Annotated in this window: 22 protein-coding genes; 16 read left to right on the top strand and 6 right to left on the bottom strand. The window is 60.4% G+C overall.

Annotation, left to right across the window (positions count from 1 at the left end; translation table 11 throughout):
- The first annotated feature begins 382 nt into the window (after positions 1–382).
- Genes AC1D35_RS05240 through AC1D35_RS05215 form a run of 6 tightly spaced genes read left to right on the top strand, consistent with a single transcriptional unit; the run spans position 383 to position 5,424 of the window.
- Positions 383–1,006, top strand: a complete 624-nt coding sequence (locus tag AC1D35_RS05240; RefSeq protein WP_477833034.1) for a c-type cytochrome — start codon at positions 383–385, stop codon at positions 1,004–1,006.
- Positions 1,003–2,268 carry a c-type cytochrome gene (locus tag AC1D35_RS05235; RefSeq protein WP_477938315.1) on the top strand — a complete coding sequence of 422 codons (1,266 nt, stop codon included), beginning with the start codon at positions 1,003–1,005 and terminating at the stop codon, positions 2,266–2,268. The genes AC1D35_RS05240 and AC1D35_RS05235 overlap by 4 nt, the downstream gene beginning before the upstream one ends.
- 7 nt (positions 2,269–2,275) lie before the next feature.
- Positions 2,276–2,443, top strand: a complete 168-nt coding sequence (locus AC1D35_RS05230) for a hypothetical protein (RefSeq protein ID WP_477938314.1) — start codon at positions 2,276–2,278, stop codon at positions 2,441–2,443.
- Positions 2,443–3,000 carry a cupredoxin domain-containing protein gene (locus AC1D35_RS05225; RefSeq protein ID WP_113301674.1) on the top strand — a complete coding sequence of 186 codons (558 nt, stop codon included), beginning with the start codon at positions 2,443–2,445 and terminating at the stop codon, positions 2,998–3,000. Before AC1D35_RS05230 ends, AC1D35_RS05225 begins: the two co-directional genes overlap by 1 nt.
- Entirely contained in the window at positions 2,990–4,612 is a 1,623-nt protein-coding gene (locus AC1D35_RS05220) for a b(o/a)3-type cytochrome-c oxidase subunit 1 (RefSeq protein ID WP_113301675.1), read from the top strand. The genes AC1D35_RS05225 and AC1D35_RS05220 overlap by 11 nt, the downstream gene beginning before the upstream one ends.
- Positions 4,612–5,424 (top strand): c-type cytochrome, encoded by an 813-nt coding sequence (locus tag AC1D35_RS05215; RefSeq protein ID WP_477938313.1) that lies wholly within the window; start codon positions 4,612–4,614, stop codon positions 5,422–5,424. The genes AC1D35_RS05220 and AC1D35_RS05215 overlap by 1 nt, the downstream gene beginning before the upstream one ends.
- 67 nt (positions 5,425–5,491) lie before the next feature.
- Here the strand turns inward: AC1D35_RS05215 and AC1D35_RS05210 are convergent, their stop codons facing one another.
- Both AC1D35_RS05210 and AC1D35_RS05205 read right to left on the bottom strand, forming a co-directional pair.
- Positions 5,492–6,340: an IclR family transcriptional regulator gene (locus tag AC1D35_RS05210; RefSeq protein ID WP_477938312.1), complete on the bottom strand. Its 849-nt coding sequence runs from the start codon at positions 6,338–6,340 to the stop codon at positions 5,492–5,494.
- A 607-nt stretch (positions 6,341–6,947) separates the two neighbouring features.
- Positions 6,948–7,163 (bottom strand): hypothetical protein, encoded by a 216-nt coding sequence (locus AC1D35_RS05205; protein WP_113307845.1) that lies wholly within the window; start codon positions 7,161–7,163, stop codon positions 6,948–6,950.
- A 129-nt stretch (positions 7,164–7,292) separates the two neighbouring features.
- Here AC1D35_RS05205 and AC1D35_RS05200 point away from each other — a divergent pair, with 129 nt between their 5' ends.
- Both AC1D35_RS05200 and AC1D35_RS05195 read left to right on the top strand, forming a co-directional pair.
- A complete protein-coding gene (locus AC1D35_RS05200) occupies positions 7,293–7,916 on the top strand; it encodes a TetR/AcrR family transcriptional regulator (RefSeq protein WP_113307844.1) in 624 nt (207 codons plus the stop codon).
- Positions 7,917–8,003: 87 nt separating this feature from the next.
- Positions 8,004–8,189: a hypothetical protein gene (locus AC1D35_RS05195; RefSeq protein WP_113301680.1), complete on the top strand. Its 186-nt coding sequence runs from the start codon at positions 8,004–8,006 to the stop codon at positions 8,187–8,189.
- A gap of 97 nt (positions 8,190–8,286) precedes the next feature.
- Here AC1D35_RS05195 and AC1D35_RS05190 read toward each other — a convergent pair whose 3' ends face one another.
- Positions 8,287–8,727 carry a DUF1810 domain-containing protein gene (locus AC1D35_RS05190; protein ID WP_477938311.1) on the bottom strand — a complete coding sequence of 147 codons (441 nt, stop codon included), beginning with the start codon at positions 8,725–8,727 and terminating at the stop codon, positions 8,287–8,289.
- A gap of 74 nt (positions 8,728–8,801) precedes the next feature.
- Entirely contained in the window at positions 8,802–9,095 is a 294-nt protein-coding gene (locus AC1D35_RS05185) for a hypothetical protein (protein ID WP_113301763.1), read from the bottom strand.
- 273 nt (positions 9,096–9,368) lie between these two features.
- Here AC1D35_RS05185 and AC1D35_RS05180 point away from each other — a divergent pair, with 273 nt between their 5' ends.
- On the top strand, positions 9,369–10,739 hold the full coding sequence (locus tag AC1D35_RS05180) for an amidase (protein WP_477938310.1): 1,371 nt from the start codon (positions 9,369–9,371) through the stop codon (positions 10,737–10,739).
- 70 nt (positions 10,740–10,809) lie between these two features.
- Positions 10,810–11,670: a sugar phosphate isomerase/epimerase family protein gene (locus AC1D35_RS05175; protein ID WP_477938309.1), complete on the top strand. Its 861-nt coding sequence runs from the start codon at positions 10,810–10,812 to the stop codon at positions 11,668–11,670.
- Here AC1D35_RS05175 and AC1D35_RS05170 read toward each other — a convergent pair.
- Positions 11,667–12,557 (bottom strand): helix-turn-helix domain-containing protein, encoded by an 891-nt coding sequence (locus AC1D35_RS05170; RefSeq protein WP_113508270.1) that lies wholly within the window; start codon positions 12,555–12,557, stop codon positions 11,667–11,669. The two genes, AC1D35_RS05175 and AC1D35_RS05170, sit on opposite strands and share 4 nt — an antisense overlap.
- A 116-nt stretch (positions 12,558–12,673) precedes the next feature.
- Here AC1D35_RS05170 and pobA point away from each other — a divergent pair, with 116 nt between their 5' ends.
- The 6 genes from pobA (at position 12,674) to AC1D35_RS05140 (ending at position 18,502) form a co-directional block, all read left to right on the top strand.
- A complete protein-coding gene (gene pobA / locus AC1D35_RS05165; RefSeq protein WP_477938308.1) occupies positions 12,674–13,843 on the top strand; it encodes a 4-hydroxybenzoate 3-monooxygenase in 1,170 nt (389 codons plus the stop codon).
- Between the two features lie 69 nt (positions 13,844–13,912).
- Complete coding sequence (locus AC1D35_RS05160) at positions 13,913–15,085, top strand: ABC transporter substrate-binding protein (protein ID WP_477938307.1); 1,173 nt, start codon at positions 13,913–13,915, stop codon at positions 15,083–15,085.
- Positions 15,086–15,179: 94 nt separating this feature from the next.
- Entirely contained in the window at positions 15,180–16,043 is an 864-nt protein-coding gene (locus AC1D35_RS05155; protein WP_477938306.1) for a branched-chain amino acid ABC transporter permease, read from the top strand.
- On the top strand, positions 16,040–17,044 hold the full coding sequence (locus AC1D35_RS05150) for a branched-chain amino acid ABC transporter permease (protein WP_477938305.1): 1,005 nt from the start codon (positions 16,040–16,042) through the stop codon (positions 17,042–17,044). The genes AC1D35_RS05155 and AC1D35_RS05150 overlap by 4 nt, the downstream gene beginning before the upstream one ends.
- Positions 17,041–17,805, top strand: coding sequence for an ABC transporter ATP-binding protein (locus AC1D35_RS05145; protein WP_477938304.1), 765 nt, complete (start codon positions 17,041–17,043; stop codon positions 17,803–17,805). The genes AC1D35_RS05150 and AC1D35_RS05145 overlap by 4 nt, the downstream gene beginning before the upstream one ends.
- Positions 17,786–18,502 carry an ABC transporter ATP-binding protein gene (locus AC1D35_RS05140; protein WP_477938303.1) on the top strand — a complete coding sequence of 239 codons (717 nt, stop codon included), beginning with the start codon at positions 17,786–17,788 and terminating at the stop codon, positions 18,500–18,502. The genes AC1D35_RS05145 and AC1D35_RS05140 overlap by 20 nt, the downstream gene beginning before the upstream one ends.
- A gap of 7 nt (positions 18,503–18,509) precedes the next feature.
- Here AC1D35_RS05140 and AC1D35_RS05135 read toward each other — a convergent pair whose 3' ends face one another.
- Positions 18,510–19,199 (bottom strand): GntR family transcriptional regulator, encoded by a 690-nt coding sequence (locus AC1D35_RS05135; RefSeq protein ID WP_477938302.1) that lies wholly within the window; start codon positions 19,197–19,199, stop codon positions 18,510–18,512.
- Between the last annotated feature and the right edge of the window lie 273 nt (positions 19,200–19,472).

Here is a 19,472-nt window from a genome sequence, read left to right as displayed (position 1 = left end):
AGCCTTATCTGGCAACACTGCCATGAGGCGGCCCTGACTCAAAAAGGAGGATTGCTAGGCCGCAAAACTAGGTCAGTACTCCGACCGCACTAGCATCCATCAAAATCGCTAATATCAAGCGCTTCGCGGCACTTTCTTGACTTTTGTCAAGGCGGGAGCCTTCGAATGCAGCTACTGATTCAACGCGGATCGGGCGCAGTTTCACGCCTCTCACCGATGTAATTTCTTTCGGGGTGCGATCCCCATCAAGATTTTTCACTGTCACGTGATTGTGCTTCGGAGAAACGTAGTGCGCATACGAGAAATCTTCCTGGCATTCTGTCTTTTCTTCCTGGGCGCAAGCCTGGCGTCTGCCCAGGAAGCCAAAGCCTACCCAGCCGATATGTCGGAGCGCGTTCAAGCCTGCACGCCATGTCATGGCGTGGAAGGGAAAGGCACGAACGACCCCTATTTCCCCCGGCTCGCCGGCAAGCCGGCCGGGTATCTCTTCAATCAGTTGGAAGCCTTCAAGTCGGGCAGGCGCAAATACCCGCCGATGAACTATTTGCTCGCATATCTGACGGACGATTATCTGCGGCAGTTCGCAGAATATTTCGCCGATCAGCGGCCGGCGCTGCCCGAACAATCGCCCCCCGATGTCAGCCAGGCGGTGCTCGATCACGGCCATGCGCTCGTCACGCAGGGCGACGTCGACCGATCGATCCCGGCTTGCGTGAGCTGTCATGGCGGCGCTCTGACGGGGCAGTCGCCCGGCATTCCAGGCCTTCTCGGACTACGGGCGAGTTACATCAGCGCTCAGCTCGGCGGATGGCGTTACGGAACGCGCACGGCAATCGCTCCTGATTGCATGCAGATTGTCGCGGGACATCTCACGGAAGATGACGTGCGTGCCGTCGCAGCCTATCTCGCCAATCAGCCGCAGCCCGCCGATCCCGCACCGTCTTCTGCCGGATCCTATTCCTTGCCCTTCGCATGTGGCAGCCAGCCGGAGGGCAACAAGCCATGAGCGCGCATATGAGAATTCTGCCGGCCCTTGTTCTGTCGTCGATGGTGGCGCTTGTGGCAGCCCTTTCGCCCGTCGCAGCACAGTCTCCACAGCCGAACAACTCCTCCGATGTGGTCAAAAAGGGCGAATATCTCGCCCGCGCCGGGGACTGTGTCGCCTGCCATACGGCACCGGAGGGAAAGCTCTTCTCGGGCGGACGCGCCATGCCGACGCCGTTTGGCACCATCTATACGTCGAACATCACGCCGGACGGGACGGGTATTGGCGCGTGGTCCGCTGACGACTTCTACAACACGATGCACCACGGCCGTTTCCCTGATGGGGGGCTACTCTATCCAGCCATGCCGTTCGGGTCCTATACCAAGGTGACCCGCGAAGACAGTGATGCGATCTTCGCCTATCTCAAGTCAATCCCGCCTGTCCATCAACCAAACCGTCCGCACGAGCTCGACTTTCCCTACAATAATCGCTCCCTCATTCTCGGATGGAGAACGCTCTTTTTCAAGGAAGGCGAATTCACGCAGGACCCTAAGCAGTCCGAGGAATGGAACCGGGGCGCCTACCTGGTGGAAGGCCTTGGACATTGCGGCATGTGCCATAGCCCGATCAATGCGCTCGGAGGAAGTCGCGAGTCGGAAGCTTTTCAGGGCGGGCTGATACCGATGCAGGACTGGTATGCGCCGTCGCTGACGTCCAACAAGGAGGCGGGGCTGGGCGACTGGTCGATCGAAGAGATTTCCGACCTCCTGCAGAAAGGCGTCTCGACGCGTGGCGCCGTCTACGGCCCGATGGCGGAGGTGGTCTTCAACAGTCTCCAGTATATGACGGATGAGGACATCCGGGCGATGGCCRTTTATCTGAAGAGCATCGCGCAGGATGAGCCTGCGCCGCCTCGGACATCCGTCAGAACGCAGGAGGCAAGTCTTCTCATCAGTCTCGGGAAGGCAGTTTACGACAAGCAATGTGCGAGCTGTCATGGCGCGGGCGGCGAAGGCAGGCCGCCGCACTATCCGCCACTGGCCGGCAATCAGTCGATCCAGATGGAATCGGCAGTGAACGGGATACGTATGGTGCTCAACGGCGGCTATCCGCCTGCGACCGAAAAGAACCCCATGCCTCACGGAATGCCGCCATTTGCCGTGACGCTGTCGGACGACGAGGTTGCCGCCGTGGTGTCCTACATCAGGACCGCTTGGGGCAATCGCGGCACGCCGGTCAGCGCGTCCGAGGCGAACAAACTTCGTTCCGCTCCACTCCAATGAGGACGTCATGATCAATTCGGAAGATCCTTCAGATGCTCCCGACGACGCCCTCGTCGAGAGGATCGTTGCCGAGGGACCGCATGGTGCCGTCGTCGTCGCGGGGATAGCGACTGCGATCGTCGTTCTTATGTGGTTGCTTTTCTATCTGCTCGTATTCTTGCCCAGGAGCGGCTGATGACCGATATGCATAATCAGGCAGCGGCAGTCTCAGAGCGCGTCGAGCGACGCTGGGCAACCGTTGCGGTCCTCATCATCGTCTTTCTGGCGGGGATGGCAGCTTTCGCAGGCATCCACAATGCCACGATGCCGCAGACGACCGTCGAGACAATCGATCCCACCACGATCCACCTGGCGGGCGAATTCATCGAATCCAATCTCGGCAGCGCCGTCGAATCCGACGGCTCCGTGACGGTGCGCGCGATCGGGCAGCAATATTCCTTCTCGCCGCCCTGCATCGTGGTGCCGGCTGAGACACCGCTCACGTTTCGGGCCACCAGCGCCGACGTCGTGCACGGTTTCCTCATTCAGGGCACCAATATCAATACGATGCTCGTGCCGGGCTACGTGTCGATCCAGAAGGCGAGCTTTGCAGCGCCCGGCGACCATCTGATGCCCTGCCAGGAGTTCTGCAGCGTCGGCCACGAAGGCATGTGGGCAAGGGTGAAGGTCGTGGACAAACAGCAGTTCCTTTCGGAAATGGCGGACAAGAGGAGGCTTTCCTGTGCTCCATAATCGCAGGCTGATTATCGCGCACTTCTGGCTCGCCTTTGCCGTCTTCGGCGTGGCTCTGCTGCTCGGTGCCTGGCAGATGTATGTCCGCAGCCCGCTTTCTCCCTGGGTCAACAATCCGGAATGGTATTACCGCTCGCTGACGGCGCACGGCACCGTCATGGGCTACGTGTTCCCGACCCTGGTGGCGATGGCCTTCGGATATGCGATCAGCGAGTCTTCTCTGAAGCAGAATCTCATCGGCGTGCGCTGGGCGTGGGCGGGATTCTGGCTGATCGCCGTCGGCTCCGTGGTCGCGATGATCCCGGTTGCGCTCGGGATGGCGTCCGTTCTCTACACCTTTTACCCGCCACTGATCGGTAGCCCCTTCTACTACCTCGGTGTCGTGATGGTCGTCGTCGGATCCTGGATTTGGGTGGCGCTGATGTCCGTCAATCTGGGGATCTGGAAGAAGGCCAATCCCGGCGCCCCGGTGCCGCTGCCGATGTTTGCCAATGTTGCCGGATCGTATCTTTGGGGCTGGACCGCCGTCGGGGCGGCGCTCGAACTTCTGTTGCAGATCCTTCCGGTAGCGCTCGGCTTCAGGTCGACGATCGATGCTGGCCTTGCCCGCGTGTTCTTCTCATGGACATTGCATGCGATCGTCTACTTCTGGCTGATGCCCACCTATATCGCCTATTACACCATCGTTCCGCGGTCGATCGGCGGGCGGATCTACAGCGATACGATGGCTCGGATTTCATTCATCCTGTTCCTGGTTGTGGCTATGCCGATCGGCATCCACCACGCTTTTGCCGATCCGCAGGTTGGAGCCGGCTTCAAATTCATCCACTCCGCCTTCACCGCTCTTGTCGCACTTCCGACACTACTTACCGTATTTACCATCTGCGCTTCGGTGGAGATCGCAGCCCGCGCACGAGGCGGCAAGGGCATATTCGGCTGGCTGAAGGTGCTGCCGTGGCGCAATCCGATGATGCTGGCGGTGACATTCTCTTTCATCATGCTCGGCTTCGGCGGTGCGGGCGGCCTCATCAACATGAGTTACCAGCTGGATGCCTCGATCCACAACACGCAGTGGATTACCGGGCATTTCCATCTCATCTTCGGCGGCGCGATCGTTATCATGTACTTTGCGATCGCCTATGACCTTTGGCCCCATCTGACCGGCCGCCCGCTCGTCAGCCTCGGGCTTGTCAGGCTGCAGCTCTGGCTCTGGTTCGTCGGAATGATCGTGACGACATTTCCCTGGCACTATGTCGGCATCCTTGGCATGCCGCGGCGAATGTCGTTCTTCGACTACACGGACCCGGCGCTTGCCAACGAGGCGTTGTCCGTCGTGTTCTCTGCCTTCGGCGGCTTCATCCTCGTTGCTTCCGGCCTCCTGTTCATCGCCATCCTAGTCCGGACGCAGTTTGCAGTACCGCAGCAGCCCGAGGAATATCGCTTCGCAATCGCCGTTCATCCGCCCACCAGGGTGCCAGCGGCGCTCAACAGCTACCGTCTCTGGATCGCCCTGATGGTCGGGCTGACCATCACGAACTACGGCTATCCAATCCTGCAGCTTGCCGTGCGGGACGATACGTCCGTACCGGCGGTCTATGTCGGAGAACGATGATGGCAGGTGACAAGCTGATCAGGTTCCGCAACAGGTGGACGGTCATGAGCGTGACCCTTACGGCCGTCATTTTCGTTATCGCAGCGGGTCTTGGTTTCGTGCTTCTGCCGCGTCTTGAGGCAAGAGAGCAGGTGGCCAGCATCTGGGATTCGATCTGCCGGGCCGCCGGATTACCCCAGCCTGGAGCGCCTTCCGAGACGGTCAAGCCAGACTACAAGACGTCGCTGGTCAAGGTCGCGACGGCGGTGCCGAGAAAGCGGGACAACGAGGCAATCGGGCGCGGAGCAACGCTGGCTCAACAGTGTGCGATCTGTCACGGCCCGACAGGTATCAGCCGTGCGGATTCTCCCAACCTCGCGGGGCAGTATGCGAGCGTCATCTACAAGCAGCTTCGCGACTTCAAGGACGGCGTGCGTGTCAACGCCGTCATGAGCCCGTTTGCCGTAAAGCTGACCGAGCAGGACATGCAGGATCTGGCTGCCTACTATTCCTACCTGCCGCGGCTTCCGGGCTTCCATCCATCGGGCAGCAATCCGGTGCCGAGGATCGTCGCCAGCGGCGCGCCGACACGCGGCGTTGCGCCTTGCGGTTCGTGTCACGGCGGTATCGAGAACAAGCTCGGCAGTCCCTGGCTCGAAGGCCAGTCGGAATTGTACTTGAAGACGCAGCTCATGGCCTTTGTATCCGGGTCGCGGCAGAACGACATCAGCAGCCAAATGCGCAATGTCGCCCGCGCGATGACGCCGGAAGAGATCGATGAGGCAGCGAAGTACTATGCGAACAAGGAGCCGCCCTTCGCCGCTGCGGAATGACGTCGTTCGCTTCGCCGCCGCCTGCCAGGGTTAGGAAGCAGGGCGCGCGTCCGTTTGAGGCAACCGCTCAGTGACCGCGCCAGCCCATCAGCTTTTCGATGCGTTCGGCGGAGCTGCGCACATGCGCGGTGTAGTGGCTTTCGTCCGAAAATGCCTTCTGCTCCGGCAGAACGATGGAAATGGTGGCAATACACTGGCCCTCACGATCGCAGATCGGTGAGGCGATGCAGGCGACCGCATAATCGGATTCACCCGCCTGGATCGACAGGCGCGATTCGAAGGCCTTGCCCGCCGATTCGGACAAAGTCGCTGCGTCGATTTCGGCGCGCCCTGTCGGCGAAGAGCGGGCGCAGCGCTTGAAGAGCTCGATGCGCTCGTCTTCCTGTAGATGGCCAACCAGAAGGCGACCGGACGCCGTCCAGTTGAGGGGCACGCGGGTACCGACACGCGAGGCGACCTGGAAATGGCTGGGGCCATCGGCCATGGCGAGAACCAGCATGAAATCGCCGTCACGACCGCAAACCTGAACGGTTTCGCCAACCTGACGGCAAAGGTCGTGCATTTCGTGCGTAGCCACACTCATGAAGTCCAGCGAGCGGGCATAGGCAAGGCCGTAATGGTAGAGCCGCGAGCCGAGCCAGATGGAGCCGTCGGACTGGCGCGTCAGCATGTTCTTTTCGACCAGATCGTCGACAATGACATAGACGGTCGAAAGTGGCGCCTTCACAGCCTTGGCGATGGCATAGACACCGGCCGGCGATCCCGTCTCGTAAAGGTGGTCGATCACCTGCAGCGCGCGGTCGATACCGCTGACGCGGGCGCGGCGGGCGCCCTTGGTGCCAGCCTCTTCAGCGGGACCTTCATCTTCGGAGTGGATTGCGGGTGATGTCTTTCCGTCCAATTCAACGTACCTCATATTGCCATGCCAACCTGTTACATTACTATGGCATAGCTGCTTGCGAAGCAAATCCCAAAATCTTCGGAGATAAAATCTCCGGCCGGTCATCGCGATGCCATTTGCCAACGCAGCCAGCCGCACGCAGCCGAGCGTTGAAATTGCTGGATCGGGAAGGGACTGAAGGATTTTCTGTCGAGTGTTGAAGGCGCCGCGGGGGTCTGCGAGCCTCTTGCCATCCCCCGACGTGGAGCAGTTCTCAGCGCGGGACCGGAACAACAAGCCGCAGCCCGAGTTCTTGTCCCATCAGAGCAGATACCGGCTGATCGGATGCGGGCTATGTCTCCGGCCGGGCATTGCGGTCAGCGGTGGCAAGCCGGTGCTTTTGCAGCTTGCCGAAGCCACCGCCGGTGGCGCCGTTACGAGGACGGCGTCCCCGGCGGCGAGCGTCGCATCGTCTTGGGAGAGATTTCAGAATTGATTGTTCCAGAACACTACAGGAGCGCTGGCGACATGGAACGCAACGATTGCACGTCGCAAGGGCTGCCGCCTGTTTATAGCGGCAGCCCGTCTGGGAACAGGGCTTATCCCCAGTGCCGATCGGGGCCTTATGGTGCCAGCGGTCAGATCAGCCGAAGCAGGGCATCGCCGGCAGATTGGCGCGGCTGGCAAAGGACCCGATCATATCGCTCGCCGTGGAGGGACGCGGCTCGCGTTTACGGGCAGCCACCTCAAGGAGTTGCTTGAAATCTTCAAGCTTTACGCCGTCGGCGCGGAGCACCATGGCGATCAGCGGGTCGCGAAGGGCTTCTGAAATGGTCAAATCTTCTCTGGTCTTTCTCATGGTACGGTCCTCCTTTCGTGGGCGGTCGCCCGTGTTCCACTCCTGCTGCCAAACGCTCCGGCGTTGACTTCTGCGGAGAGTGGTGTTACCGGTAAGTAACAATGCATTTGTTACCGATCGGTCACATCGATGTCAAGGACTCTGTCCGCGAAAAAATCAGAAACATTGAACGAAATCTCCGCAGCCGCTTCAGACGATCGAATCCCTCCGAGGGAGCGTATAGTTTCGACCGCTTCGGAGCTTTTCCGCGAACGCGGCATTCGCGGCATCGGCGTCGATGCCATCGCGGATGCGGCTTCTACCAACAAGATGACGCTCTACCGCCATTTCGGCTCCAAGGATGAGCTGGTCTGCGAGACGTTGCGCCGCGCCTCCGATAAGGCCGAGAAGATCTGGCGCGATCTCGAAGCCGCCCATCCCGGCGATGCGCGCGGTCAGCTGCTTGCCTGGGTCGAAGATCGGGCTCACTGTTTGAACGGCGAGCCCGCAGGTTGCGATCTCGCCAATGCGGCCATCGAACTCAAGGGCGAGGGCCATCCGGCGCACGAACTGATCGAGCGCCACAAGGCCATGCAACGCAACCGGCTTGCGGCCCTGTGCCTGGCGGCCGGCGCACGTGAGCCGGAGCTTCTTGCCGACACGCTGACACTGCTGCTTGAAGGCGCGCGGGTTACCCGCCAAGCCATGGCGGATGGCGGCTGTTCCTGCCATTTCGAAAAAGCTTGCAACGTGGCGATTTCAGCCTTCGGCTGACTTGAGGCTGCCAAGGAACCCAGGCTGGGGAACCTTGGGGTTCCGCGGCCGTTTTTCTGCTGATCTGCGAGCAATCTGGAGGCAGAGATGAATCACGCTTATCTCCGGCGTCTATATGCCAGACGTGCCGAGCTCGAAGCCAAGCTCGAATTATATGATGCACGCTACTGCTTCGGCGAAGAGGAAGTCGACGACGGCACGGAAAACGAATTGAAACAGCGCATCGAGGAAATCTCCGACGAGATTACGGCGCTGGAGCATTCGCGGGGCTAGAGCAAGTCGCGTAAACGTGTGCAGCGGTTTTGCGATGCCGACATGCTGAAAACAGGGACTTAAAGCGTCGGGAGCGAGACAGAAAGATCGCGGCGCTTTAGGTGTTGCCGGCGCTCAGTATGGAAATTGTCCGTTCGTCGAATTTTCCATCGTAGAAATGGTCGATCGCTTTGTGAAATGGCGAGCCGTGATCGCTGACCGCAGCAAACAGGGTCATAGACGAGCGCAGCTTCAAATCATCGGGGGAGCCCATGATATCATGGGCGCTGCGGGCATCGATGGAAAGGATTGCCTCGACGCAACGCAACAGGCGGCTGCCGAGGATTGGATCGGCGAGATAGGATGACGCTTCCTCGGCAGAGCGGATGGCATATTTCTCCGCCATGGAAGATGTCCCGAGACCGGCGATCTGGGGGAAGATGAACCACATCCAGTGGGACCGCTTGAGACCGGCTTTCAGCTCTGCAAGAGCCTGTTCGTATATGCCGTTCTGTGCTTCGATGAAGCGGTGGAGGTCGTAGTCTACGTCACCGGCCATGGCTCTTTTCCGTTCCTATGCTTCTCATGCACGTCAGACGAAAGATTTCCATGCCCGGCGAAAATCGCTGGCTCTTAGCAGACCTTGTCTGCGTAGGGGCTCGTTTCACGGCAGTGGCCGTAGCGCTGATGGTGCGACACCAGACTATCACCCGGAGGAGTAACCTCTTCAATGGCTGAAGTGGTCATCGGATCGGTCGCTGTCGTCTGTGCCGATGGTGCCGTGAAGCCTACAAAGCTCAGCAGTACCAGGGCGCCGACGACCACGATCCGCTCCAGGACCGACAGCTTCTGTGCGCTGACGTGGTCGGCGTAGTCGCGTTCAGCTTCGCCGTAGCTCACGTCCTCCTTCACATGCTGGTGCACCATATCCTGGTGACCGGAGGTCCAAGTTTCAGATTGTATCATTTCAAGTCTCCTGCAATGCACCGGGATACGGCTTGGGAAGGCAAGCTAATGGCGCGCCTATCCGCTTCCCGCGTGCAGCACCGCATGTGTGTCTTAATTGCGGTAAATTGAAGAGGGCTAAATCAAACTCAGTGTTCACAAAATCGTACCAATCATCGTGAAAAGCTGTGCAAGGGCTGGTCGCGCGAAATGATAGGCGGTAAATCCTATTTGTTTTCCACAGGACTCTCCTTCATGGCCCTTTCTTTCGGTGCGATGTCGATCGCTCAGCTTTCTCTTCTCATCCAGGGCGGCAAGGCCGATCCTGTGGCTATTGCCGAGGCGCTTTTCGACCGGATCGATCAATACGCCGACAGGGCTGTCTTCACGGTCCTGTTGCGTGAGCGGGCGATGCAGGAAGCACACGCGTCTTCGAAGCGCGTTCGCGACGGGCGTTCCCTCGGCGTCCTCGACGGCATTCCAATCGCCTGGAAGGATCTCTTCGACATTGAGGGCATGGCAACCACGGCGGGTTCGGTTGTTCTGGCGGGTAATGCGCCTGCCAAACAGGATGCCGTCATCGTCACGACCTTGAAGAATGCCGGGATGGTGGCCATCGGCCGCACCAATATGAGCGAATTCGCCTTTTCCGGCCTCGGCATCAATCCGCATTACGGCACGCCGGAAAATCCCTCCAGCAAGGATGAGCCACGTATCCCCGGCGGTTCGTCCTCCGGCGCCGGCGTGGCTGTTGCCGCAGGCCTGGTGCCGGTTGCAATGGGCACGGATACCGGCGGCTCGGTGCGTATTCCGGCCGCCCTGAACGGTATTGTCGGCTACAAGGCCACCCGCCGGCGCTATGCCATGGAAGGCGTCTACCCGCTTTCGACGAGCCTCGACTCGCTTGGCCCCCTCTGCCGGTCCGTGCAGGACGCCGTCTGGATCGACGCTGCCATGCGCGGACTGACGGCGTCCGCCATCACTCGGCAGCCCCTGCGGGGCGTGGAGATCGTCATCCCCGGGAATGTCGTGTTCGACGGCCTGGGTTCCGGCGTGGCCGAAGCCTTTGAAGGTGGTGTCGCGCGCCTGCGTGCCGCAGGTGCCCATATCAGTCCGGTCGAAATCCCGGCTTTCGATGAGATCCTGGCACTGATGGCAAAATATGGTGCTCTCGTCACTGCGGAAGCTTTCGCTCTCCATCGCGAACGGCTGGCGGGACAGGAGGCCGCACGCATGGACCATCGCGTCGTCATGCGCACGCGCCTGGGCGAGAAAACCAGCATGCCTGACTATATCACCATTCTTGCTGCGCGTGCCCGGCTGATCGCCGATGTCGAACGGTTGGTCGGTAACCGCTTGATCGCCTTTCCTTCGGTCGCCCATGTGGCGCCGCCGATCGCAGCGCTGGAGCGCGACGATGAGCTTTTCATTGCGACGAACGGCAAGACGCTACGCAATACTGCGCTCGGTAATTTCCTGGACTGGTGCGGCGTCTCCATTCCCTGCGGCCGCGGCGAGGCGGATATGCCGGTCGGTTTCCTGTTGTCGGCACCGGCAAACCGTGACGAAGCGCTGCTTGCCGTTTCGCTTTCGGCCGAAGCGGTCATCCGCGATGACCGGATCTAGGTGATTGCGGGCTYGATGCCGCCCGCCATTCTTGCCAATGTCCTCCCGAGGAAATGGGAGGAGATGAAAGATGCAGGCTTTGCAGAACGGCCGGTTTGCGGTGTCCACGTGGTCGCTTCACCGGATGCTGGGTGCAACCTACCGCTATAGCCCCGATCCGCAGAAAAGCGCGGCGCGCCAGGAGCCTTACGGGCCGGCCACGGTCAGCCTGCTCGAAGTGCCGCGCATGCTCGCCGAGCGTGGGCTTGGCCGGCTGGAGGTCTGCTCCTTCCATTTGCCGAGCCTTGACGCCTCCTACCTTGGTGAAATGCGCGATGCGCTGAAGGCGTCCGAAATTCTTTTCCAGACGCTGCTGGTCGAAGACGGCGATCCCAGCAACGCCGAGACGGCGGAACGCGACATAGACTGGATTGCCGGCTGGATCGGTATCGCAAAGGCTCTCGGTGCCGAGCGCATCCGCGTTATCGCCGGCAAGCAGGCGCCTGTTGAGGAAAACCTTGCGCGCTCCGCGCAGCATCTGAAATGGCTGGCGGGACAGGCGGAGGGAAGCGGCGTGCGCGTCGTTACCGAAAACTGGTTTGCCCTTTTGCCGTCGCCGAAGGAAATGAACTGGCTGCTGGACGAGATCGGCGGCAAGGTGGGTCTGAATGGTGACCTCGGAAATTGGGCGGCACCCGGAAAATACGAAGGCCTTGCGGATATCATGCGGCGTGCGGAAATCTGCCATGCCAAAGCCAACTATGATGCTTCCGGCATCGATGCTGCAGATTATCGCCATTGCCTGGAGATGTGCGAGAAGGCCGGTTATGCAGGACCCTACACGCTGATCTATGACTCGCCGTTCTTTGCGGACGAGTGGGATGGCATTCTCCTGCAGAAGCGCTTCATCGAGGAATTCCTGCAGGACGCGCCGGCGCGCCGCACGGCTTAGGCTCGTTCAAGCCTGTTCTTTTCCCGCTTGCGCCAATCCTTGGGCGTCTCGCCCGCATGTTTGAGGAAAAAGCGGGAGAAATAGGCCGGGTCGGCAAAGCCCAGCCGATAGCTGACCTCCTGCATGCTCGCGAGTGTGAAGACGAGTTCACGTTTGGCCTCGTCGATGAGCTTGCTGGCGATCAGCTCGTGGGCCGTCCTTCCCGTCATCGAGCGGACGATGCGGTTGAGGTGCGTCGGTGAAACGCCGACTTCCCTGGCGTAGAAGGAAGCCGGCTTGTGGGAGCGGAAGTGCTGCTGGATGAGGCCATTCAATTGCTCCATCCGCCGCTCGTTTTCATCTGCCGGGAACTGGCTGGCATCCTCCTGGTAGGAAATCCTCACCGTCAGTCTGAGCGCGATATCGACATAGGAGGCGAGAAGCTCACTGCGGCCGCTGCGATTGTTGCGATATTCTTCGCCCAGCCGCTTGAGGCTCTGCATGAGATAGGCGGCGTCGGGATCTTCCGGATCGAGCGGGGTGAGGTGCGGCACAGCAAGCCACTCGCCGAGCCTGCTGCGGTCGCCCGGAAGATGGCTGAGATTGGCGCTCAGCATTGTGATGACGAGGCCGTCGATATCCCGCGAGAAACGAAAGCCGTGGTCTAGGCCTGGAGGAACCGTGACGACTGCCGGTGGCTGGATCGCGTGGCTCCGCTCTCCGAAGACTGCATCGCCGGCGCCGGCATCGATGTACAATATCTGAAAGAAACTTGCATGCCGGTGCAGCTTGATCTCCCAATGGTGCAGGCTGCTGCGTGAGGGAATCGTTTCGCAATGCAGCCAAAAATCGGGTTCATTGCCTGATGTTTCCCCATAGAGCTCATAGGTCGGCACATGCCTCATCATGAGTTTCCTTCCATTCTAATGTTCGATTTGTGCAATTTTTAGGTGGGAAAGTCCATTGTTGCTTCGGGCGCGACGCGGCAGAATTGTCAAAACGCAAAATTGCAGGGAGGAAGCAATTGCGCACCCAGATCACCATCATCGGCTCGGGACCTTCGGGTCTGCTGCTCGGCCAGCTTCTGACGGAAGCCGGCATCGATAATGTCATTCTCGATCGGGTGGGCAAGGACTACATTCTCGGCCGCGTTCGCGCCGGTGTGCTGGAAGAGGGCACTGTCGGCCTCCTGGATGAGGCGCGATCGGCTTCCCGTCTGCATGCCGAAGGCCTGCCGCACGACGGCTTTTCATTGGCATTTGACGGGCGCGATCACCGCATCGACCTTTACGAACTCACCGGCGGCAAGCGCGTCACCGTCTACGGCCAGACCGAGGTAACGCGCGACCTGATGGTTACGCGCGAGGCAAGCGGCGCCCTGACGGTCTATGACGCTGCCAATGCAACGCCGCACGACTTCGACAGCTCGCCTTACGTGACCTATGAGAAGGATGGCGTCACCCATCGTATCGACTGCGATTTCATCGCCGGCTGCGACGGTTTTCACGGGGCGAGCCGCAAGGCGGTTCCGGAAAAGGCGATCAGGACCTTCGAGAAAGTTTATCCCTTCGGCTGGCTTGGCCTGCTTGCCGATGTCGCCCCTGTCAATCACGAGCTCATCTATGCCAATCACCCGCGCGGCTTTGCGCTCTGTTCCATGCGGTCAGCGACCCGCAGCCGCTATTACATCCAGTGTTCCCTCGATGAGAAGGTCGAGGACTGGAGCGACGACCGCTTCTGGGACGAATTGCGCCGCCGCCTGCCGACCCATCATGCCCAAGCGCTGAAGACTGCGCCGTCCTTCGAAAAGTCGATCGCGCCGCTGCGCTCCTTCGTGGCCGAACCCATGCGCTTCGACCGACTGTTCCTTGTCGGCGATGCTGCCCATATCGTGCCGCCGACCGGTGCCAAGGGGCTGAACCTTGCCGCGAGCGACGTGCATTATCTGTTCGAAGGCTTGAGGGAATTCTATGACGCTCGCTCGAGCGCCGGCATCGACGCCTACTCGCAGAAAGCGCTTGCACGGGTCTGGAAGGCGGTGCGTTTTTCCTGGTGGATGACGACGATGATGCATCGTTTCCCGGATACCGGCGATTTCGACCAGAAGATCCAGGAGGCCGAACTCGACTATCTCACGCATTCCCGCGCCGCTTCGACGGCACTTGCGGAAAACTACGTCGGATTGCCGTTCTGACGGGATGATTTAAGACCGGTGCCGATACCATAGAGGGCGGCACCTTTGACAAAGGGAGGAACTTCAACAATGAAAAAGCTGGTTATCGCTGCCGTCGCGGCTATGGTCCTTGGCGGGACCGCGTATGCCGACACGATCAAGGTCGGCGTAATCGGGCCGTTTTCCGGTCCGTTTGCCCTCCAGGGCAAGAATTTCAAAGCCGGTATCGATGCCTATATGGCGCTGAACGGCAACAAGGTCGGCAATGACACGGTCGAAATCGTCTACCGGGACGTGCCGCAGGCCGATCCGGCCCAGTCCAAGGCGCTGGCGCAGGAACTGATCGTCAAGGAAAAGGTGCAGTATCTCGCTGGCTTCTACTTCACGCCAGATGCGATGGCAGTGACGCCGATCCTGAAGCAGGGCAACGTGCCGATGGTCATCATGAACGCCGCCACCTCGGCGATCGTCACCAAAAGCCCGCTTGTCGTGCGCACATCCTTCACCACCTGGCAGACCTCGACGCCGATCGCCAAGGTCGCCTTTGATGCTGGCGTCAAGAAGGTGATCTCCGTCGTCAGCGATTACGGTCCGGGCATCGATGCCGAAAACGCCTTCAAGGCGGGCTTTGAGAAGGCTGGCGGGCAGGTGGTTGAGGCGATCCGCATGCCGCTCGCGACCAATGACTTCAGCCCGATCATGCAGCGCATCAAGGATTCCGGCGCACAGGGCGTTTTCGCCTTCCTGCCGTCGGGTCCGACGACGCTTGGCTTCGTCAAGGCTTACAATGAAAACGGCCTCAAGGCTGCCGGCGTCAAGTTCTTTGCGCCCGGCGACCTGACGCAGGAATCCGACCTGCCAGCGCTCGGCGATGCGGCCCTCGGCATCCAGACGACCTTCCACTACGCGGTGTCGCACGGCTCGCCGGAAAACATGACGTTCGTCGAAGCGGCCTCCAAGGCGATCGGCAACAAGGCGGAGCTCTCCTTCCCGGCCGTCAGTGCTTATGACGGCATGTATGTCATCTACAAGATGATCGAGGCGACAGACGGCAAGCAGGATGCGCAGAAGGCCGTCGATGCGGTGAAGGGCCTCTCCTGGGTAAGCCCGCGCGGCCCGGTTTCCATCGATCCGGAAAGCCGCCACATCACGCAGAACATCTATCTGCGCGAAGTCGCCAAGACCGATGATGGGACTTACATCAATAAGGAAGTCCAGACCTTCGAAAAGCAGGGTGATCCGGGCCTTGCGGCCGCAAAGTAAAGGTCACTCTTTTCGAAAGAGACATGCGACGGACCCGGCAGAGATCTTCCGCCGGCTTCCGGCAGGGTCCGCCGCATTAACGCAGGGTAGTTCCATGCAGACAGTCTTCAGCATAGCCGTGGATGCATTTGCCTATGGCATGGTGCTTTTCGTCATATCGATCGGCCTTTCGGTGACGATGGGGCTGATGCGCGTCGTCAACCTGGCGCATGGCGCCTTCGCGATGATCGGCGGCTATGTGGCTTCCTACGTCGCCCGCGATCTGGGGCTCGGTTATGCGGTCGCAATCATCACTGCAGTTGCCGTGACCATTCTCATCGCCATTCCGATCGAGCGTTTCCTCTATCGGCGCATCTATGGCGCGCCGGAACTGACGCAGGTGCTGATGACGATCGGCATCACCTTCTGTGTCATCGGCATTGCCAACTATCTCATGGGGCCGACGCTGAAGACCATTCCGCTTGCCGAGGCTTTGCAGGGATCAGCCGATCTCGGCTTCCGCACCATTCCCGTTCACCGGCTCTTTGCCATCGTCTGTGGTCTGGCTGTCGCCCTCGGCCTCTGGTTCGTGATCGACCGGACAAGCTTCGGTGTGAAGCTGCGCGCCTCGGTCGATAATGCGCCCATGGCGGCCGCCCTCGGCGTGCGCACCGAGATCATCTATGCCGTCAGCTTCGGTGTTGCTGTTGGCCTCGCCGCGCTCGGCGGTGTCGTCGGTGCCGAGCTTCTGCCGGTCGAGCCCTATTATGCGCTGCGCTACATGGTGACGTTCCTCGTCGTCGTCTCGGTCGGTGGTGCGGGCTCTATCCCCGGCGCGCTGATCGCCTGCCTGCTGCTCGGGGCGATCGATACGACAGGACGTTATCTCATGCCGGAATTCGGCGAATTCTTCTTCTATCTCGCTGTCATCGCCATCATCTGCGTCTTTCCCCGCGGCCTTGCCGGGAGGGCGAAATGACGCTCGCCATGCACGACAAGGAAATCCTGATCCAGCGCCGGCGCAGTGCGCTCAGCCGCGATCTTGCCGGTCTTGCCGTTATCATTGTTGCCGCTGTCATTGGATACTTCGCCTTTCCGGACAATCTTGCGCTGCTGACGCGCATTATCGGCATCGCCCTCCTGGTGCTGTCGCTCGATCTCGTCACCGGCTATGCCGGTATTGCGACCCTCGGCCATGCTGCGCTCTTCGGCTCTGGTGCCTATGCGGCCGGCATTCTTTCGGCCCATTACGGCATCAACGATCCGCTGTTGATGACGGTCGCCGGCATTTTGGGCGGAGCGATCGCAGGCCTCATCTGCGGCGCCGTCATCCTTCGTGCTCAGGGCTTGCCGCAACTCGTCCTGTCGATTGCGCTGATCAACCTCTTCCATGAATTCGCCAACAAGGCGTCGTCCTGGACCGGTGGCAGCGACGGCCTATCCGGCATTTCGCCCGATCCGATCTTCGGCATGTTCGAATTCGATCTCTATGGCCGCACTGCCTACGGCTTCGGTGTCGCTCTGCTCTTGATCGTCTTCATGCTGCTGCGGCTTCTCGTGCGCTCGCCCTTCGGCATGCTTTGCCGCGGCATCAAGGAGGATCCGTTGCGCATCCGTGCCATCGGCGCATCGCCGAAGGCGGCCCTTGCAAAGATGTATGTGCTCTCGGGTGCTGTCGCCGGTGTCGGCGGTGCCTTGAACGCGATCTCCACCCAGGTCGTCGGCCTCGACAGCCTGTCCTTTACGCAATCGGCAGAAGCGCTGGTCATGCTGGTGCTGGGCGGCACGGGGTCGCTCTTCGGTGCGCTGTCAGGCACTGTCATCTTCATGCTGTTCGAAGACTATGTTTCCGCGGCCAATCCCTTTCACTGGTTGACGATGATCGGCGCCCTGTTGATAGCGGTCGTGCTTTTCGCACCGAAGGGCCTTTATGGCACGGCTGCAACCTTGATTGCCCGCAGCAAGGAGCCACGCTCATGAGCGTCGTTTTCGAAGTCGCCCATCTGAAGAAAGCCTTCGGCGGTCTGGCTGTGACCAATGACGTGTCGCTTTCCATGTCATCAGGCGATCGCATCGCCCTGATCGGCCCGAACGGCGCCGGCAAGACGACCTTCGTCAATCTGGTTACCGGCAATCTGCCGCCCGACTCCGGCGAGGTGCGGCTTGCAGGTGAGGTGGTGACGAGAGTGGACGCCATCGGTCGCGTGAGGCGTGGGCTCGTTCGCTCGTTCCAGGTCACGCGCTTGTTCCAGGATATGACTCCATCCGAACATGTCGCGCTTGCTGTCCTGCGCCGGAAAGGACGAACCGGTCGCCTCATTGGCAATTTTTTGGCCATGCCTGATGTCATGGCAGAGGTCGATGAGCTGCTGGACAAGCTCGGCCTCGGACCGCTGATGCATCGCAAGGTCGCCGAGATCGCCTATGGCCAGCAGCGGCTGTTGGAAATCGCGCTGGCGCTTGCGCTCAAGCCGAAGGTGTTGCTGCTCGATGAGCCGGCGGCCGGCGTGCCGCAAAGCGATACCGGCCGTATCGAACAGGCGCTTGCCGATCTTCCAGCCGATCTCGCCGTGCTGATGATCGAGCACGACATGGACCTCGTCTTCCGTTTCGCCAAGCGGGTCATCGTGCTGGCGGCCGGCGCGATCATTTTTGACGGCTCACCGTCCGAGGTGACGAAGGACGCCCGTGTCCGTGAGGCCTATTTGGGGAGCTATGCCAATGCCAGCCATGTCGCTTGATGTTGAAAACCTCTCCGCCGGCTACGGTCCGACCAAGGTGCTGGAAGGCGTGTCCTTCTCGGCGCCATCAGGCTGCCGTCTCGCCATTCTTGGTCGAAATGGCATGGGCAAGACGACGCTGCTTGCAACGCTGGCCGGCCAGACGAAACGATATGGCGGGCGCATCAGGCTCGGCGAAACCGATCTCACAGATGTGCCGAGTGCCACGCGCGCCCAGCGCGGCCTCGGCTATGTACCCCAGGCACGCTGCGTCTTCCCGACGCTGACTGTAGAGGAAAACCTGTTCGTCGGTCTGAAGGGGCGCCCGAAGACGGCGCTGGAAGAAGCCTATGCGATGTTCCCGAGGCTGAAGGAAAGGCGCAGGAACCTCGGCAATCAGCTCTCCGGCGGGGAGCAGCAGATGCTCTCGACGGCTCGCACCATTCTCGGTCGCCCGTCCGTACTTTTGCTTGATGAACCGTTGGAGGGGCTGGCGCCTGTCATCTGCGAGGAACTGATGGCGGCTTTTGGCGAACTCGCCAAGGCTGGCGATGTAACCATCCTGCTTGTCGAGCAACGTATCCAGAGCGCGCTTGATTTTGCCGATCGCGTTATCATTCTTGAACGCGGCCGGCTCGCCTGGACCGGCACGCCGTCGGAACTAACGGCGGATCACGATGCCGTGGAACGGCTGCTCGGCGTCGGCGGGCTGCATTGAGTGAGGTTTAGCGGAACGGATGCGCCCATTGCGTGCTCGCCAGCCGTAGGTAGGCTTCCTTCGACGGTAGGATATGATGGCCAACGATCTCGATGAGCTTTTCTCGATCGCCTTTTTCCATATAGTCGATCATCAGACCGTGCTCCTCGCGGGCGCGGTTGACCAGGCTTTCATCGACGATCGCGTGAAAGCGGATCGCATGGGCGCGTGAGGCCAGCGCATCGATCTGCTCGGCGAGATAGGGATTGCCGCAGGCGCCGAAGAGCACCCGGTGGAATTCCAGATTGGCGCGAAAAACCACGCGCGGCTCGTGGTCGTCAACGGCCTTGCTGTGGCGGGCTTGGATCACACGAAGTTTTTCCAGCACCTCAGGGGCGGCCGGCAGCGGCATGATCAAGGCGGCGTGGCCTTCGAGAAGCAGCCGAACGTCGTAGATCTGTTCGACCTCGAGTGGGGAGAAATCGCGCACTGCCGCACCCTTGTTGGGCTGGCGCACGATGATGCCCATCGTYTCCAGTTCGGCGAGTGCGGCACGGATCACATGGCGCTTGGCATCGAAATGCTTGGCCAGTTCCTCCTCGAGCAGACGCTCGCGCGGCCTCAGCCGCCCGAGCACGATTTCTTCCTCAAGGCTGCGCACGATCCGCTCGATGCGGGCTAAGGATGAGGTGTCATCCTGCGTCTCGATTTGATCCACGCTGTCTCCTGTCGCATGTTTCCACCATGTCTTTGCGCCCTATACGCGGGCAGCGGATATCGCAACAATATTGTTGGGAATCTTGGCAGCCTGTGCAAGAACTCAACAGCCATGAAAGCAGGATCGCCGACGGAGTGAAGCTGCAATGCATTCCCGAGGAGATCAAGGTCTAGGATTTGGCCGATGCCTGCCTGTTTCTTGCCTGCGACGACAGCCGCATGATTAGCAGGCAGATACTGCTGCTCAATGGCGGCCTCATCTGACGATTAGTGG

The organism is Rhizobium sp. P1_E6, assembly GCF_056405875.1.
This window is presented reverse-complemented; position numbering and strand designations above follow the sequence as displayed.

Bases quoted from the DNA above. Each gene is read 5' to 3' on its own strand.
- AC1D35_RS05240 (WP_477833034.1), top strand. From the start codon at position 383: ATGTCGGAGCGCGTTCAAGCCTGCACGCCATGTCATGGCGTGGAAGGG.
- AC1D35_RS05230 (WP_477938314.1), top strand. From the start codon at position 2,276: ATGATCAATTCGGAAGATCCTTCAGATGCTCCCGACGACGCCCTCGTC.
- AC1D35_RS05225 (WP_113301674.1), top strand. From the start codon at position 2,443: ATGACCGATATGCATAATCAGGCAGCGGCAGTCTCAGAGCGCGTCGAG.
- AC1D35_RS05215 (WP_477938313.1), top strand. From the start codon at position 4,612: ATGGCAGGTGACAAGCTGATCAGGTTCCGCAACAGGTGGACGGTCATG.
- AC1D35_RS05210 (WP_477938312.1), bottom strand. From the start codon at position 6,340: ATGAGGTACGTTGAATTGGACGGAAAGACATCACCCGCAATCCACTCC.
- AC1D35_RS05205 (WP_113307845.1), bottom strand. From the start codon at position 7,163: ATGAGAAAGACCAGAGAAGATTTGACCATTTCAGAAGCCCTTCGCGAC.
- AC1D35_RS05200 (WP_113307844.1), top strand. From the start codon at position 7,293: ATGTCAAGGACTCTGTCCGCGAAAAAATCAGAAACATTGAACGAAATC.
- AC1D35_RS05195 (WP_113301680.1), top strand. From the start codon at position 8,004: ATGAATCACGCTTATCTCCGGCGTCTATATGCCAGACGTGCCGAGCTC.
- AC1D35_RS05190 (WP_477938311.1), bottom strand. From the start codon at position 8,727: ATGGCCGGTGACGTAGACTACGACCTCCACCGCTTCATCGAAGCACAG.
- AC1D35_RS05185 (WP_113301763.1), bottom strand. From the start codon at position 9,095: ATGGTGCACCAGCATGTGAAGGAGGACGTGAGCTACGGCGAAGCTGAA.
- AC1D35_RS05180 (WP_477938310.1), top strand. From the start codon at position 9,369: ATGGCCCTTTCTTTCGGTGCGATGTCGATCGCTCAGCTTTCTCTTCTC.
- AC1D35_RS05175 (WP_477938309.1), top strand. From the start codon at position 10,810: ATGCAGGCTTTGCAGAACGGCCGGTTTGCGGTGTCCACGTGGTCGCTT.
- AC1D35_RS05170 (WP_113508270.1), bottom strand. From the start codon at position 12,557: ATGATGAGGCATGTGCCGACCTATGAGCTCTATGGGGAAACATCAGGC.
- AC1D35_RS05160 (WP_477938307.1), top strand. From the start codon at position 13,913: ATGAAAAAGCTGGTTATCGCTGCCGTCGCGGCTATGGTCCTTGGCGGG.
- AC1D35_RS05155 (WP_477938306.1), top strand. From the start codon at position 15,180: ATGCAGACAGTCTTCAGCATAGCCGTGGATGCATTTGCCTATGGCATG.
- AC1D35_RS05150 (WP_477938305.1), top strand. From the start codon at position 16,040: ATGACGCTCGCCATGCACGACAAGGAAATCCTGATCCAGCGCCGGCGC.
- AC1D35_RS05145 (WP_477938304.1), top strand. From the start codon at position 17,041: ATGAGCGTCGTTTTCGAAGTCGCCCATCTGAAGAAAGCCTTCGGCGGT.
- AC1D35_RS05140 (WP_477938303.1), top strand. From the start codon at position 17,786: ATGCCAGCCATGTCGCTTGATGTTGAAAACCTCTCCGCCGGCTACGGT.